This is a genomic window from Maribacter sp. BPC-D8 (assembly GCF_035207705.1).
Classification (GTDB): Bacteria; Bacteroidota; Bacteroidia; order Flavobacteriales; family Flavobacteriaceae; genus Maribacter.
In genome coordinates this window covers 2,937,466-2,954,809 of the sequence record NZ_CP128187.1, presented here as the reverse complement: position 1 = coordinate 2,954,809, position 17,344 = coordinate 2,937,466, and the positions used below count along the sequence as shown (strand labels likewise).

General features: G+C 35.5%; 13 protein-coding genes. 12 read left to right on the top strand and 1 reads right to left on the bottom strand.

The window, feature by feature from the left end; genetic code table 11:
* The first annotated feature begins 11 nt into the window (after window positions 1-11).
* The 7 genes from nrfD (at window position 12) to QSV08_RS13155 (ending at window position 8,189) form a co-directional block, all read left to right on the top strand.
* Window positions 12-1,757 (top strand): NrfD/PsrC family molybdoenzyme membrane anchor subunit, encoded by a 1,746-nt coding sequence (gene nrfD, locus QSV08_RS13185; protein WP_324023822.1) that lies wholly within the window; start codon window positions 12-14, stop codon window positions 1,755-1,757.
* A 2-nt stretch (window positions 1,758-1,759) separates the two neighbouring features.
* Window positions 1,760-2,290, top strand: a complete 531-nt coding sequence (locus tag QSV08_RS13180) for a DUF3341 domain-containing protein (protein WP_324023820.1) — start codon at window positions 1,760-1,762, stop codon at window positions 2,288-2,290.
* 2 nt (window positions 2,291-2,292) lie between these two features.
* Window positions 2,293-2,853, top strand: a complete 561-nt coding sequence (locus QSV08_RS13175) for a c-type cytochrome (RefSeq protein WP_324023818.1) — start codon at window positions 2,293-2,295, stop codon at window positions 2,851-2,853.
* Between the two features lie 15 nt (window positions 2,854-2,868).
* A complete protein-coding gene (locus QSV08_RS13170; RefSeq protein WP_324023816.1) occupies window positions 2,869-4,203 on the top strand; it encodes a quinol:cytochrome C oxidoreductase in 1,335 nt (444 codons plus the stop codon).
* Window positions 4,204-4,234: 31 nt separating this feature from the next.
* Entirely contained in the window at window positions 4,235-5,338 is a 1,104-nt protein-coding gene (locus QSV08_RS13165) for a cytochrome c oxidase subunit II (RefSeq protein WP_324023814.1), read from the top strand.
* A 60-nt stretch (window positions 5,339-5,398) separates the two neighbouring features.
* Complete coding sequence (locus QSV08_RS13160) at window positions 5,399-7,228, top strand: cytochrome c oxidase subunit I (RefSeq protein ID WP_324023812.1); 1,830 nt, start codon at window positions 5,399-5,401, stop codon at window positions 7,226-7,228.
* 133 nt (window positions 7,229-7,361) lie between these two features.
* Window positions 7,362-8,189: a GIN domain-containing protein gene (locus QSV08_RS13155; protein ID WP_324023810.1), complete on the top strand. Its 828-nt coding sequence runs from the start codon at window positions 7,362-7,364 to the stop codon at window positions 8,187-8,189.
* Here QSV08_RS13155 and QSV08_RS13150 read toward each other — a convergent pair.
* A complete protein-coding gene (locus QSV08_RS13150; protein WP_324023808.1) occupies window positions 8,186-10,450 on the bottom strand; it encodes an acyl-CoA dehydrogenase in 2,265 nt (754 codons plus the stop codon). The genes QSV08_RS13155 and QSV08_RS13150 overlap by 4 nt on opposite strands.
* A 130-nt stretch (window positions 10,451-10,580) precedes the next feature.
* Between QSV08_RS13150 and ruvB the strand changes: the two genes are divergently transcribed.
* From ruvB to ruvA, 5 genes are all read left to right on the top strand, one after another.
* On the top strand, window positions 10,581-11,603 hold the full coding sequence (ruvB, locus tag QSV08_RS13145) for a Holliday junction branch migration DNA helicase RuvB (protein WP_324023806.1): 1,023 nt from the start codon (window positions 10,581-10,583) through the stop codon (window positions 11,601-11,603).
* Window positions 11,604-11,605: 2 nt separating this feature from the next.
* Window positions 11,606-12,526, top strand: a complete 921-nt coding sequence (gene queG, locus QSV08_RS13140; protein ID WP_324028374.1) for a tRNA epoxyqueuosine(34) reductase QueG — start codon at window positions 11,606-11,608, stop codon at window positions 12,524-12,526.
* A 167-nt stretch (window positions 12,527-12,693) separates the two neighbouring features.
* The gene (locus QSV08_RS13135) at window positions 12,694-14,214 is read left to right on the top strand and encodes an MFS transporter (protein ID WP_324023803.1); all 1,521 of its coding nucleotides are present in this window, start codon (window positions 12,694-12,696) and stop codon (window positions 14,212-14,214) included.
* 119 nt (window positions 14,215-14,333) lie between these two features.
* Window positions 14,334-16,628, top strand: coding sequence for an NADP-dependent malic enzyme (locus QSV08_RS13130; protein WP_324023801.1), 2,295 nt, complete (start codon window positions 14,334-14,336; stop codon window positions 16,626-16,628).
* Window positions 16,629-16,701: 73 nt separating this feature from the next.
* The gene (ruvA, locus tag QSV08_RS13125; protein WP_324023799.1) at window positions 16,702-17,283 is read left to right on the top strand and encodes a Holliday junction branch migration protein RuvA; all 582 of its coding nucleotides are present in this window, start codon (window positions 16,702-16,704) and stop codon (window positions 17,281-17,283) included.
* The last annotated feature ends 61 nt before the right edge of the window (window positions 17,284-17,344 follow it).

Here is a 17,344-nt window from a genome sequence, read left to right as displayed (position 1 = left end):
AACAAAAGTCTATGGCGTCGCATTACGAAGCACCTATACGTAAACCCCTAGTTATTGGGAACAAAGGCTACCACGATGTAACTGTGGATATTGCCGCTCCAGTAGAAGGCAGAGCTAATAAACTCTGGTGGTTAGTTTTTTCCATTGCCTTAGTGGCATTTCTTTGGGGAGTAGGTTGTATTATTTATACGGTCTCTACCGGTATCGGTACTTGGGGTCTTAACAAAACAGTAAACTGGGCTTGGGATATTACCAACTTCGTTTGGTGGGTAGGTATCGGTCACGCCGGTACTTTGATTTCGGCAGTATTATTATTGTTCCGTCAGAAATGGAGAATGGCAATTAACCGTTCTGCAGAGGCAATGACAATTTTCTCTGTTGTTCAGGCAGGTTTGTTTCCAATTATTCACATGGGTCGTCCTTGGTTGGCTTATTGGGTACTTCCAATTCCAAATCAATTTGGTTCATTATGGGTAAACTTTAACTCACCACTTCTTTGGGATGTATTTGCGATATCAACGTACCTATCGGTTTCATTGGTATTCTGGTGGACAGGTCTTCTTCCTGATTTTGCGATGATTCGTGATAGAGCGGTTTTACCTTTTCAAAAGAAGATATACAGTTTATTAAGTTTCGGTTGGACTGGTCGTGCTAAAGATTGGCAGCGATTTGAAGAAGTATCATTGGTTCTTGCGGGTCTTGCAACACCTTTAGTATTATCTGTACACACCATTGTATCTTTTGATTTTGCTACTTCGGTAATACCAGGTTGGCATACAACTATCTTTCCACCGTACTTCGTAGCAGGGGCAATCTTCTCTGGTTTCGCAATGGTGAATACATTGTTGATTATAATGAGAAAGGTATGTCATTTAGAAAACTACATTACTATTCAGCATATTGAGTTAATGAACATTGTAATTATGTTAACGGGTTCTATTGTAGGTTGTGCCTACATTACAGAGCTGTTCATGGCGTGGTACTCAGGTGTTGAGTACGAACAGTACGCTTTCTTGAACAGAGCAACCGGACCTTACTGGTGGGCATACTGGTCAATGATGACTTGTAATGTATTCTCTCCACAGTTTATGTGGTTTAAAAAATTAAGAACTAGTATCATGTTCTCTTTCTTTATTTCTATCGTGGTAAACATAGGAATGTGGTTCGAAAGATTCGTGATTATCGTAACCTCTTTACATAGAGATTACCTTCCATCTTCTTGGACAATGTTCTCACCAACATTTGTTGACATCGGTATCTTTATTGGTACTATAGGTTTCTTCTTTGTATTGTTCTTGTTATATGCTAGAACATTCCCTGTAATTGCACAGGCAGAGGTAAAATCTATCTTGAAAGCATCAGGTGAAAAGTATAAGACATTAAGAGACTCTGGTAAGCCGATGTATCAAATTACAAAGTTAAAGGCTGAAGTTAAGGAACCGATTACCGATGATGTTTTAATGGGGGAAGTAGTTCCTACTGTTGGAGATAAAGTTGGAGTATCTGATTTGTTAAGTGCAGTTGGTACTTTTGATGCAACTACACAAGAGGCAGATGATTTGAAGAAAGTTAAAGGTATCGGCCCTCAAATGGAAGCTACTTTGAATGAAATAGGAATTTACACATTTGCTCAAGTAGCTAGAATGACCGAGAGTGAATATAATTTGTTAGATTCTATAACAGGTTCTTTTCCAGGAAGAGCACAACGTGATGACTGGGCAGGACAAGCAGGAATTTTATTAAATAACAAAAGTTAAATATGGCATCTAAAGTTATACACGCTTTTTACGATGATGATGATGTGCTAATGCTTGCCGTTAAAAGGGTTAAAGCAGCAAAGCTTCATATTGAAGAGGTATATTGTCCTTTTCCTGTACACGGATTAGACAAGGCAATGGGATTGGCTCCAACAAGATTGGCTATAACAGCTTTTATATATGGTTGTATTGGTCTTATTGTAGCAACTGTTATGATGAATTATATCATGATCGAAGATTGGCCTCAAGACATTGGTGGTAAGCCAAGTTTTAGCTATCTAGAGAACTTACCCGCATTCGTTCCAATTATGTTCGAATTAACGGTTTTCTTTGCAGCCCACTTAATGGTTATTACTTTCTACCTAAGAAGTAGATTATGGCCTTTTAAAGAAGCTGAGAATCCGGATGTAAGAACTACGGATGATCATTTTTTAATGGAGATTGAAATCCATGACAACGAGCAAGAATTAAGAGATTTGTTAATTGATACTGGTGCAGTTGAAATTAATATATCAGAAAAAAACAGTCATTAAATATGAACAGTTTTAAGAAATTAGCAATACTATTCGGTTTAGCTATTGTAGCGACTGCATGTAAGACTGAGGGTTCAAGAAACTATCAGTACATGCCTAATATGTATGAGTCTGTTGGTTACGAAACTTATAGTGAAGTAGATTTTTTACCAAGAGAATCTGAGGCTATGTTACCACCGGCAAATACTATTAATAGAGGTTGGTTGCCTTACGAAATTGAAAATTCTCCAGAAGGTAAAGAATTATCAAGATTGCAGAGTAGTCCATTAGATTCAATGAATGTTGAAACTAACTTGGCTAAAGGTGGTCAATTATATACTATTTACTGTGCAATTTGTCACGGTGATAAAGGTGATGGTAAGGGAACACTTGTAAAAAGAGAAAAGATATTAGGGGTGCCTAGTTACGCAGACCCAGTAAGAAACTTGACAGTAGGATCAACATATTATACAATTCATTACGGATTGAATTCAATGGGTTCTTATGCATCTCAAATGAATACTGAAGAGATGTGGCAAGTATCTGAATATGTAATGACACTGAAACAAGATTTAACCAAATAATAGGTAAACAATACTATGTATACGTTTTCAAATAGACTTAAAATAGCTTCCTTCGTTCTAATGATAGTAGGTGCATTAGGAATCCTTGGAGGATTTGTTATGGCTCCTGGAACTATAGCAGAGGCGAAAGAAATGGTTGCAAGTCATGACGGAGGTCATGGTGATGCCCATGAAGTAGAGGCTGAACATGCAACGAAAGAAAATGATCATGCTGTTGCTGAAGCTCATGGCGAAGAACACGATTCTTCTCATGATCAGCATTTGTTGGATCAATTACAGAATAGACCTTGGGCGGCATTATATGTTGCAGCATTTTTCTTTTTTATGATATCATTAGGGGTGTTGGCATTTTATGCTATACAACGAGCTGCGCAGGCAGGTTGGTCTCCTTTGTTATTTAGAGTGATGGAAGGGATTACTGCTTACTTGGTTCCTGGTGGAATCATCGTATTTGTAATATTGCTTCTTTCTGTACTTCATATGAATCACTTATTCATTTGGATGGATGAATCAGTAGTTGCTCATGATGCATTACTTCAAGGTAAAGCTGGATATTTAAATCCTACGTTCTTCTTGATTAGAGCTGCTATTTTTCTAGCGGGTTGGATTGGATATAGAGAGTATTCTAGAAAATTATCAATTGCTCAAGATGCATCAGATGATAATTCGAACTTTAAGTTGAATTTTAGAATATCTGCAGGTTTCTTAGTATTCTATCTTATCTCTGAGTCTATCATGTCTTGGGATTGGATTATGAGTGTTGAGCCACACTGGTTTAGTACATTGTTCGGTTGGTATATCTTTGCTAGTATGTTCGTATCGGGTATTACCGTTATTGCAATGGTAACTATCTATTTGAAATCTAAAGGTCATTTGCCAGATGTTAATAATAGTCACATTCACGATTTGGCTAAATTTATGTTCGGTATTAGTATCTTCTGGACATACCTTTGGTTCTCTCAATTTATGTTAATATGGTATTCTAACATACCTGAAGAGGTAACATATTACATCACTAGAATTGCCGATTACAGATTACCTTTCTTTGGTATGGTGGCTATGAACTTCTTGTTCCCGGTTCTATTATTGATGAATAGTGATTATAAGAGAATCAATTGGTTCGTAATTTTAACAGGTATTGTAATCCTTGCAGGTCATTATATGGATATCTTTAACGCCATTATGCCATCTACTGTTGGTGATAACTGGTACATTGGTATACCTGAAATTGGTTCTGTATTGTTTTTTGCAGGTCTATTTATATTCTGGATTTTTAGAGCTATTTCAACACAACCGCTACAACCAAAAAGAAATCCTTTTATTGAAGAAAGTAGACACTTTCATTACTAGTAATTAAGTAAGTATAACATTTATATATACAATGACGACATTATTAACTTTAGCTGTACTTGTTCTTGTAGCCATTGCCATTTGGCAATTGACTAAAATATTCGAATTATCTCAGCTTAAAACGGAACAGCACCAAATAGCAACGGATAGCGATAATAAGAATAACGGATATATGTTATTCGCATTCTTGGTATTCATTTACGGAATTACAATTTTTAGTTTCTGGAAATACGGTAAGTTTTTACTGCCTGATGCTGGTTCTGCCCATGGAGAGGAATATGATAGCTTGATGTTAGTATCGATGGTTATTATATTTATAGTACAGACATTAACACAAGCATTATTACATTACTTTGGTTATAAGTATGCTGGTAAAAAAGGTCAAAAAGCATTGTTTTACGCAGATAATGATCGTTTAGAGTTTATCTGGACAATCATACCCGTAATTGTATTAGCTGGTCTTATTCTTTGGGGATTATATACATGGACAACCATTATGGATGTTAATGATGAAGATGATCCTTTGATAGTTGAACTTTATGCACAACAATTTAACTGGACTGCTAGATACGGTGGTGGAGATAATGTTTTAGGAAGTGCTAATGTAAGATTGATCGATATAGATAAAGCAAATGTATTAGGTTTAGATGAAGCTGATACGTATGCACACGATGATGTTATTGTTAAAGAATTGCATTTACCAGTTGGTAGAAAAGTGAATTTTAAAATGCGTTCACAAGATGTATTGCATTCTGCTTATATGCCTCACTTTAGAGCACAGATGAACTGTGTACCAGGTATGATTACTGAATTCTCGTTTACACCTATTTACACAACTGAGGAGATGAGAATGAATCAAGATGTTGTGGATAAAGTGAAGAGAACTAATAAGCTACGTGCAAAGAAAGCTGTTAGAACAGGCGAAGCAATTGACCCTTGGGAGTTTGATTATATCTTACTTTGTAATAAGATTTGTGGAAAATCACACTACAATATGCAGATGAAGATAATTGTAGAAACTGAAGAGGAATATAATGAATGGATGAAAGGTCAGTCAACATTTGCTGAGATGGTAATGAAAGACGAGTCTAGTCCTGCATTTAATACGGTAAGTTCAGTTTCAATAGGAGAGTAGTTTTTATTCTCAAGTCAACAAAGCTATAATAAGAAAATTAATAAAAATAAGATTACGATTATGTCAGCAACAGCACATGCACATGTAGATGATCACGCACACGACGATCATGGACATCATCATAAAGAAACTTTTGTAACAAAGTATATCTTTAGCCAAGACCATAAAATGATTGCCAAACAATACCTTGTAACAGGTGTATTGATAATGGGTTTTATTGGTATTGCGATGTCTTTATTATTTAGAATGCAATTGGCTTGGCCAGGTGAGGCATTTCCAATATTTGAAGCCCTTTTAGGAAAATGGGCTCCAGGTGGAGTTATGGATGCCGATGTTTATTTGGCTTTAGTAACTATGCATGGTACTATCATGGTATTCTTTGTTCTTACTGCTGGTTTAAGTGGTACGTTTAGCAACCTGTTAATTCCATTGCAAATTGGTGCCCGAGATATGGCATCTGGTTTCTTAAACATGGTATCATTTTGGTTGTTTTTTCTTTCTGCGGTTATAATGGTTATCTCATTGTTTGTTGAGGCTGGTCCTGCAGCTGCTGGTTGGACAATCTATCCGCCATTAAGTGCATTGCCAATGGCTCAACCAGGTTCTGGATTAGGTATGACATTATGGCTTACTTCAATGGCCATATTCATAGCATCATCTCTATTAGGATCTTTGAACTATATTGTAACAGTTATAAACTTAAGAACTAAAGGAATGTCTATGACAAGATTGCCTCTAACTATTTGGGCTTTCTTTGTAACGGCTATTATTGGGGTTGTTTCTTTCCCAGTTTTATTGTCTGCTGCTTTATTATTGATTATGGATAGAAGTTTTGGTACTTCTTTCTTCCTTTCTGATATATTTATACAAGGTGAAGTTTTACATTATCAAGGTGGTTCTCCAGTATTATTTGAACATTTATTCTGGTTCTTAGGGCACCCTGAAGTATATATTGTGATTTTACCAGCTATGGGATTAGTATCTGAGATTATGGCTACTAGTGCACGTAAGCCTATATTTGGTTACCGAGCTATGATTGCTTCTATTCTTGCAATTGCTTTTCTTTCAACAATTGTATGGGGTCACCATATGTTTATCTCTGGTATGAATCCATTTTTAGGCTCTGTATTTACATTTACAACTTTATTAATTGCGATACCTTCTGCGGTAAAAGCTTTTAACTGGATTACAACACTCTGGAAAGGTAATTTGCAATTAAATCCTGCGATGTTGTTTTCTATAGGTTTTGTATCAACGTTTATTACAGGTGGTTTAACAGGAATTATTTTAGGAGATAGTACATTAGATATTAATGTTCATGACACTTATTTCGTAATTGCTCACTTCCACTTAGTAATGGGTATTTCTGCCTTGTATGGTTTGTTTGCAGGTGTGTACCATTGGTTCCCTGTAATGTTCGAAGGAAAGCTTTTAAATAAGAATCTAGGTTATGTACATTTTTGGGTAACTGCTGTTGCTGCTTATGGTGTATTCTTTCCAATGCATTTTGTTGGTATGGCCGGTGTTCCAAGAAGATATTATGAAAACACAGCGTTTCCAATGTTTGATGAGCTTGCAGATATACAAGTATTAATGACTGTATTTGCTATTATAGCTGGTGCTGCGCAATTAGTGTTCGTTGCAAACTTTATCTATAGTGTATTCTATGGTAAGGTTGGACCAGTAAACCCTTGGAAATCTAATACGTTAGAATGGACTGCTGAGCAGAAACATGTTCACGGTAACTGGGCTGGTGCTATACCAGAAGTTCATAGATGGTCTTATGATTATAGTAAGGTTGATGATAATGGCGAGTATATAATTCCAGGTCAAGATTATATTCCACAACATATTCCGTTACAAAAAGACGAAGAAGAAATGAATCATTAAGCTTCATTAAGTTATATAAAAGCCCAACTAGTAATAGTTGGGCTTTTTTTTGCAATCTTCTTAAGATATTGCTAAGTTGTTTTATTATTACATAAAATTAAATACCTTCAATTTTTAAATAGAAGTTTAGATTATGAAAAAGTTCGCCCTACTTGTTATTGTATTGTTTGTTTCAGTTAATGTTTTTTCTCAACGAAAACCAAAGATAAAGGGGAATAAAAATGTCATTGAAGTACGAGAAGATTTAGAACCTTTTACAGCGATTGAATTAATTGATGATTTGGATATTGTAATTCAGAAGGCTACAACTGAAGGTTATGCTTTAGAATTAGATGATAATTTATTGGATGTGCTTAAGTTTAAAGTTGACGATGGTGTTCTTAAAATATCATCATTTTATAATATCACATCAAAGAAGAAACTTGAAATCACTATTTTCTTTCAAGAATTAAGTAGTATTAAAATGCTTAACGGCAAAATTAGCATGAAAGATGTTATTTCTACCAATCGTCTAAGAGTACAAACTTTTGGTACTTCTAGATTAGAACTAAACGCTACAGCCGATATCATGGATATTACAATGGAAGAAATAAGTTCTGGTGATTTTAATATTGCAAGTGATTCTTTGAACATAACATTAAAGGATAGAATAGATGTAAAATTATATTCTACTGGTGCTAGCAATAATATCTACATGTATAAAAATGCTTCTGCAAAAGTGGAGGGTAATGCAGATTATTTGATGGCGAAAATGTATGGTAATAGTTCTTTAAAAGCAGCTGACTTACAAGCAAATTATGTGCTTCTCGTTACTGAAGATTCGCCAGATGTAGAAGTAAGAGCGCTGAAAACTTTACAACTTAGTTCAAAAGGAGGTACTAGAACAAAACTATATGGTGAACCACAAATTACCATTTTAGACTTTCTAGATACCTCGCGATTAGAAAAGGAGCGAAACTAATTTGCTATAGGTGCTGTCATTAAATGCTCAGGTATACCAAAACCATCAACAAGACTATTTAGATGTGGTCTTAGCTCAGTACATAGACGTTCAACACGTTGGCGTATAGCTTTTGATTTTGTTCCGCTTATATAGCCTTGTTCTAAATACCAAGACGCATCTTTTCTTATAGCGGAAAGTGCATACAACGTTCCTAATTTTTCAAATAGGGCTTTGTATTCTGGGTCAGTAATTGTGTTTGTATGCTCTATAAATGATTTATAAGCCAGTTCAGCACTATAAGCCTTACCAAGTGTCATTAGATGAGTTTGAACCTTTAAAAATGCTTGATAGGACGGAATACCTTTTTTAATATAACCTCTAATACGCATGGCAATAGTATAGGTCAGTCTTCTAGTTCTGTGCTCAAAGGCATGCACATGAAACTTTGGGTTGTATAAATGGTCTTTATCTGTCTTGTTCGTGTATAACGGATTTATGGTAGAAAGCTTATCGCTCAATTGCGAACTCAATAATTTTAATACGGTTGAAAAACCTGCGCTATTAAATTCAGCTTTAAAATCTGAAAGTACACCTTTAGCTGCTAGTTGTAAGAGTACATTGTTGTCGCCTTCAAAGGTGGTGAATATATCTACATCGCCTTTTAGATCTGCAATTCTGTTTTCTAACAGATAGCCTTTTCCACCACAGGCTTCACGACATTCTTGAATAGCGTCATTAGCATACCAGGTAATAATAGATTTAAGTCCTGCTACCTGCGTTTCAACTTGCCTTTTATCTGGTTGAGATTCATCGCAGTAAAGCGTCATCATTTTATCTAATGTAATGTGATATACATATGCACTTGCAACCAGCGGAGTTAGACGTAATTGATGTGATGGATAATCCATCAATAAGTCTTCCTGTATTTTTACGCTATCATTAAATTGTCTTCTTTTTAAGGCATGTTTGATAGCTACTGTCAACGCATATTTGGCGCCGCCTAAACCTGCTCTCGCAACACAAATTCTACCGCCCACTAAAGTACCTAACATGGTAAAGAATCGTTTGTTCGGATTTTTAATTTCTGAGTAGTATTCTCCATTACCTAAAATAGTACCGTACTTATTCAGTAAATTTTCTTTCGGTACCTCAACTTGATTAAACCAAATTTTCCCATTATCAACACCATTAAGACCAAGTTTATAGCCATTGTCTTCAACTGTTATGCCTGGTAGTAGCTCATGTTTTTCATCTCTAAGAGGAACTAAAATCGCATGAACACCTTCATTTTTACCGTTAATAATAAGTTGGGCAAATACAGATGCCATTTTTGAATGTATAGCATTGCCAATATATTCTTTATTGTCATTTTTTCCAGGCGTATGTATGACAATAGTTTCTGTTTTCTTATTGTAGGTTGCTGTAGTTTTTATTCCGCGAACATTAGACCCATGTCCTGTTTCTGTCATGGCAAAGCATCCTAATAATTCAGCTTTCCCTGTATCGGTTAAATATTTATCATGATGTTTTTTGGTTCCCAGTTTTTGAATGCTTCCTCCGAACAATCCAAATTGTACGCCAAATTTTATAGCTAAGCTTCCGTCTGCCCACATCATATTTTCAAAAATGGTCGCATAACCCTCCATATCATTGGTGCCGCCATATTCTTTTGGGTAAGCCATTGCGCCGTATCCATTGTCAGCTAGAAATTCTACTTGTTTTAAAACATGATTTCTAAATTCTTCTTTGTTACGTCGAACTTCCCATGAAAAAATCGGGTCGTTAAGTACAGATCTAAAAGAATCTATAGCTTCTGCATGTTTTCCTTTTAAGATGGAGTCTATAACTTGTGCCGAATATTGTGAAGACTTTTTTTCTAAATCAATATGGACCTCAAATAAGTGATTGTAATGATTGGGTTGAATGCCCAAGTTTATTTCAATCTCTTTAATTTGATCATTGAACAAGATGTTATTATGATAATGCGATGTTACTTTTTGACTAAATGCCGTAAGCGGATATGTTTCATGCTCTACCAACTTTACATTGCTATTGATAATCAATTGTTTCCAATACTTAAATAACTCGTTCTTTGGTGGATTTTTGACATTCATCCATGCTTTAAGTTGTTTTTTATCATCGCCAGATAATGTGCTATCGTTAGAAATAGCATTCTCAATAACATTTAATTCTGATGCCGACAATAGGTCATCTGACCAGATAATATAAAAGACCGGAATATATTGTAAAACTTGTGCAGTGTAATTTTCTTTTGTCATGCCATGAAATTACAATTTTTAGTTAGATTTCTTATATGTATTTAACGCTTCATTTAGGTATTCTGATAAATTCAATTAGCTACTAGTTTCCGAGTAAAGTTATCTCGTGTTTGTCTATCTTTGTTAGTGTATGAACGAGTATTTAGACCCATCTACTGATGGTTTCTCTAGTGAGGAACTAGACATTGAAAGAGCATTAAGACCTATAAATTTTGACGATTTTACAGGTCAAGAACAAGTGCTTGAAAACCTTAAGGTATTTGTGGAAGCTGCAAATAGAAGAGGAGAGGCATTGGATCATACCTTGTTTCATGGTCCCCCCGGTTTGGGTAAAACTACGTTGGCAAATATTCTTGCAAATGAGTTGGGTGTTGGTATCAAGATTACATCAGGACCGGTTTTGGATAAGCCTGGTGATTTAGCAGGACTGCTTACCAACTTAGATGAACGAGATGTTTTGTTTATTGATGAAATTCACAGATTAAGCCCTATTGTAGAAGAGTATTTATATTCTGCAATGGAAGATTATAAGATTGATATCATGTTAGAATCTGGACCCAATGCGCGGTCTGTTCAAATCAATTTGAATCCGTTTACTTTAATTGGTGCAACCACTCGTTCAGGATTATTGACAGCACCAATGCGTGCGCGTTTTGGTATTCAAAGTAGGCTACAATATTATTCTACCGAATTGCTTTCGACTATTGTTGAACGAAGTGCAGAAATCTTACGTGTACCCATTACTCAAGATGCAGCCATAGAAATTGCAGGTAGAAGTAGAGGTACGCCTAGAATATGTAATGCGCTATTAAGAAGAGTGCGTGATTTTGCAGAGATAAAAGGAAATGGTTCTATTGATATGGAAATTTCAAAATTTAGCTTAAAAGCACTAAATGTAGATGCACATGGGTTAGATGAAATGGATAATAAAATTCTAACCACTATTATTGATAAGTTTAAAGGCGGACCTGTTGGTATTAGTACTTTAGCAACGGCTGTTTCAGAGAGTTCAGAAACTATTGAAGAAGTTTACGAACCTTTTTTAATTCAGCAAGGGTTTATTATGAGAACTCCTCGTGGTCGTGAAGTAACCGAATTGGCTTACAAACACCTCGGAAGAATAAAAGGAGGAATTCAACCTGGCTTATTTTGAGTATCGACATAAAACATAAATGGACAAATAGTATTAAAACCGAAGCCAAACGCCTCGGTTTTTTATCATGCGGTATATCCAAATCAGATTTTTTAGAAGAAGAAGCACCTAGGTTAGAAAAGTGGTTGAATAAAAATATGAATGGCGAAATGAGCTATATGGCAAATCATTTCGATAAAAGATTAGATCCTCGATTGTTGGTTGAAGGTTCGAAATCGGTTATTTCTCTACTATTAAATTACTACCCGGAGGAAACGCAAACCGAGGATTCTTACAAGATTTCAAAATATGCATATGGTCAAGATTATCACCATATTATCAAAACAAAACTTAGACAGTTACAAGAATTTATTACTGAGGAAATAGGCGAGGTTAATGGTCGCGCTTTTGTAGATTCTGCCCCGGTTTTAGATAAAGCCTGGGCAGCAAAAAGTGGACTGGGGTGGATTGGTAAAAACAGTAATCTACTAACCCAACAAGTAGGTTCATTTTATTTTATAGCAGAGTTGATAGTTGATTTAGAATTAGAATACGACCATGCGGTAACCGATCATTGTGGTACCTGTACCGCTTGTATAGATGCCTGCCCAACACAAGCAATAGTAGATCCATACGTGGTTGATGGCAGTAAGTGTATTTCTTATTTTACGATTGAGTTAAAAAATGAACTTCCAAACGAAATGAAAGGCTCTTTTGATGATTGGATGTTCGGCTGTGATGTTTGTCAAGATGTTTGTCCTTGGAATCGATTTTCGAAACCACATAATGAACCATTATTCAATCCGAATCCAGATTTGCTCAGCATGACCAAAAAAGACTGGGAAGAAATTACTGTCGATGTCTTTCAAAAAGTGTTTAAGAAATCTGCTGTGAAGCGAACGAAGTTCGACGGACTCTCAAGAAATATTGAGTTTTTGAAATAATTGAAACTTCTCAATCGTTTTCGTTCGTTTTTCTGAATAGTAATGCATTAGAACAGTCTTAATTATATTATATTGGTAGTCGTTCAAATTTACGTTTTCCGAAATAATTCCAAAGGTTTTGTGAGAATGTGAAAAATTATATACCATTTAAATAACTTATCTCTTACATGAAGTTCAATAAACCTAGTCTTAGTTTCTGGCAGATATTTAATATGAATGTTGGTTTTTTAGGAATCCAATATAGCTTCGGGTTACAGCAGACAGCTATTAACCCTATCTTCTTATACCTAGGTGCTTCGGAAGAAATGATACCGATATTGAATATTGCAGGGCCTATTACAGGTTTGATAATACAACCTATTATTGGTGCAATGTCAGATAAAACATGGTCAGAACGTTGGGGTAGAAGAAAGCCTTATTTCTTGATCGGGGCAATTTTGGGTAGTTTATGCCTATTCGCTTTTCCAATGAGTCCCGTTTTATGGTTTGCTGTTGGTTTACTTTGGATATTGGATGTTGGTAATAATGTGGCTATGGAGCCTTACAGGGCTTTTGTTGGGGATAAATTACCTGAGAAGCAATTAAGCTTTGGATATCAGATGCAAAGTTTATTTTGTGGTCTAGGTGTTTTACTTGCGACAGGTTCAATCATATTATTTAAAAACCTTTTTAGTGAGAACTTAGAAGAAGTAGGTTCAATTCCTGGATGGATATATTATTCTTTCTTTATTGGAGCATTTTTGTCTTTAACGACTGTTCTTTGGTCTATTTTTAAGACTCCTGAAATTCCACCTACTGATGAAGAGTTAATAGAAATCAATACATTCAAAAAAGGAAAGCCTAGTCCATTAGTTCAATTTGTAACCGTTTTACTAGTTATTGCTACGGTACCATTAGTGCTTGGTTATGGTTTAACCTATGTGTTTCCTTCTTTAAATGAAAATTATAATTTACTTGTTCTATTAATTATAATCATAGCAGGTTTTTGGCTTTGGTTTTTATATGTCAAAATTAAAAGTAATCCTGAAAGCAAATTTTTTAAAAAATTCGGAGAATTATTACTGCCTTTTATGGAGACTTCAGAAGCGGTTAAAGAGATGCCCAAATTTATGTGGAAAGTCGCTTTGGTGTATTTATTTCAATGGTATGCATTATTTATATATTGGCAGTTTTCTACGCCTCTTTTTATAAAAACAATGGGTTATTCTATTTCAGAAGCTGCATCGCAAGCCGCAACCATGAGTTTGACATATAATGCAGTTACTATGGTGGTTGCATTGGTCTTAGTTCCGTTGTCTCTAAAATTTGGAAACAAAAATGTTTATGCTTTGAGTCTTGCAGGTACTGCTTTAGCATTGTTTTGTATTCCTTATATATCAGATCCTTGGTTGGTTTTGTTGCCAATGGTGCTTTTTGGTGTTGGTTGGGCAGCAATGATGGGTATACCATATACAATGGTTTCTAAAGTAGTACCGCAAGATAGACGTGGAGTGTATATGGGTATTTTGAATATGATGATTGTGATTCCAATGTTCGTGCAAACTGTTACTTTTGGACCTATCTATAAATATCTACTGGGAGGAAACGCTATTAATGCCATATTATTTGCAGGTGTATTTTTTGTTATGGCAGCATTTTTTGCTATGCGTTTGAATGTATCAAGTGAGGAAGAGGGAGTTGATTTGTAATAGGAGATTTTATTTTGCGATATATATCAAAGAACAATTTATTTTGTTTATATAAATACCGATTCGCTTAACGCTTTCTTACAGAATACCTTTAAATTTGTTTTTTTAAATAGAAGAGTATGAGCAATGAAAAGCTAAGAAGAGAAGCACTTATTTATCATGCAAAACCACAGCCTGGTAAAATTAAAATAGTTCCCACAAAACCTTATAGTACACAACGTGATCTAGCTTTGGCTTACTCGCCGGGTGTGGCAGAGCCATGCTTAGAAATAGCAAAGGATAAGGAAAACGCATACAAATACACCTCTAAAGGTAATTTAGTTGCTATTATTTCTAATGGTACTGCTGTATTAGGATTAGGAAACATCGGTCCGGAGGCATCAAAACCTGTAATGGAAGGTAAAGGTCTTCTGTTTAAGATTTTTGCAGATATAGATGGTATTGATATTGAAATCGATACGGAAGATGTAGATAAGTTTGTTGAAACTGTAAAGATGATTGCGCCAACTTTTGGTGGAATTAACCTTGAGGATATAAAAGCTCCTGAAGCTTTTGAAATTGAACGCAGATTAAAAGAGGAGTTAGATATTCCTGTAATGCACGATGATCAACATGGTACTGCTATTATTTCTGCAGCGGCTTTGTTAAACGCCTTAGAGATTTCTAACAAGAAAATGGACAATGTGCGCATCGTTATTAGCGGTGCAGGTGCTGCGGCTGTTTCATGTACTAAATTGTATAAAGCATTTGGTGCCAAGGCAGAGAATATAGTAATGCTTGATAGTAAAGGTGTCATTAGAAAAGATGCCGATAATTTATCCCCAGCAAAGAAAGAATTCGCTACCGATAGAAAAATAAATACGCTTGATGAAGCAATGGTTGATGCCGATGTATTCGTTGGTCTATCTATAGCAAATGTAGTAACTCCGAATATGTTACTATCAATGGCTAAGAACCCTATTGTGTTTGCAATGGCAAATCCGGATCCAGAGATAGCTTATGATTTAGCAGTTGCTACCAGAAAAGATATTATAATGGCAACGGGACGATCTGATCATCCTAATCAAGTAAACAATGTACTTGGTTTTCCATTCATATTTAGAGGCGCCTTAGATGTTAGAGCTACGGCTATAAACGAGGCTATGAAAATGGCAGCAGTAAAAGCTTTGGCAGATTTAACAAGACAACCAGTGCCTGAGCAAGTGAATATAGCTTATGGCGAAACAAGATTAACTTTTGGTAAGGAATATATTATACCTAAGCCTTTTGATCAGCGTTTAATTTACGAGATACCACCTGCAGTAGCTAAAGCGGCAATGGAGAGTGGTGTTGCGAAGGCGCCAATAGAAGATTGGGATAAATATAGAGAAGAGCTTATGCTTCGTTCTGGTAACGATAATAAGGTTGTTCGATTATTACATAGTAGAGCACGTAGTAGTGCTAAGAGAATAGTATTTGCTGAAGCTGATCATTTAGATGTTTTAAAAGCGGCACAAATAGTTCATGAAGAAGGTATTGCTATTCCTATTCTTTTGGGTAGAAAAGATATTATTCTTGAATTGAAGAAAGAGTTGGAGTTCGATGCTGATTTGGTGATTATTGATCCTATTTCAAAAGAGTTCGACGAACGTCATATTCGTTATGCTACTAAATATTGGGAAAGTCGCAAACGAAGCGGTGTAACTTTTTACAGTGCAAAAATAAAAATGCGCGAGCGTAACTATTTTGGTTCGATGATGGTTCTTGAGGGTGATGCAGATGGTATGATTTCTGGTTACTCAAGAGCTTATCCTACGGTAGTAAAACCAATTTTAGAAGTTATTGGTAGAGCAAGTGGAGTTAAAAAAGTAGCAACGGTGAATATTATGATCACCGATAGAGGACCATTATTTTTAGCGGATACCTCAATTAATATAGAGCCAAATGCAGAAGAGCTTGCAGATATTGCACAAATGACAGCGAATGTTGCTGCTAATTTTGGTTTTGATCCTGTATTGGCAATGTTAAGCTATGCTAACTTTGGGTCTTCAACGCATCCTAATGCTAGAAAAGTTAGAGAAGCTGTTCGTATTCTTCATGAGACTAAGCCTGATTTGGTAGTTGATGGTGAAATACAAATGGATTTCGCTTTGAACAGAGAACTTCATGAGAGTAAGTTCCCATTTTCTAAACTAGCGGGTAGAAAAGTAAACACCTTAATATTTCCGAATTTAGAATCGGCGAATATTACCTATAAACTTTTAAAGGAATTGAACAGAGCAGAATCTATCGGTCCGATTATGGTCGGATTAAGAAAAGCGGTTCATATTATGCAATTGGGTGCCAGTGTAGATGAAATAGTAAACATGGCGGCAGTAGCTGTAATTGATGCTCAAGAGCGTGAAAAGCGCAAGAAAGCTAAAGGTTCAAAATAATATTTAATTAAATAATAACTCAAACAGGGAAATTGGTAGACATACTTCTTTCCCTTTTTAATTTTAAAAAACCATGATACATCACTTAAGAGGAAAACTAGTAGAGAAGTACCCAACTCATGTTATTATCGAATGTGGTGGTGTGGGCTATTTTGTAAATATTTCTTTAAACACTTTTTCAAAGCTGCCAGAGCAAGAAAATATCTCAGTTTTTACGCACCTTCAAGTGAAGGAAGATTCTCACACCTTGTTCGGGTTTGTTGAAAAATCTGAACGTGAAATTTTTCGATTATTACTATCTGTTTCGGGTATTGGATCAAGTATAGCTAGAACCATGCTTTCATCTATGTCTCCTTCTCAGGTAAGAGATGCTATTGCTAACGGCGATGTTGCATCAATACAGGCAGTAAAAGGTATAGGAGCCAAAACTGCACAACGTGTAATTTTAGATCTTAGAGATAAGGTCTTAAAAGTTTACGATATAGACGAACTTTCGCTAAGTATAAACAATACAAATAAAGATGAAGCGTTATCTGCTTTAGAAGTTCTAGGCTTCGCACGTAAACAATCAGAGAGGGTTGTCGATAAAGTGCTTAGTCAAGATGCTTCTCTAAGTGTCGAGAATATAATTAAACTCGCGCTCAAAAATTTGTAATAAGTTTGAAAAACGAGGTAACTAAATTTCTTAAAATTTCTTTTAAGCACATCTTTGTATT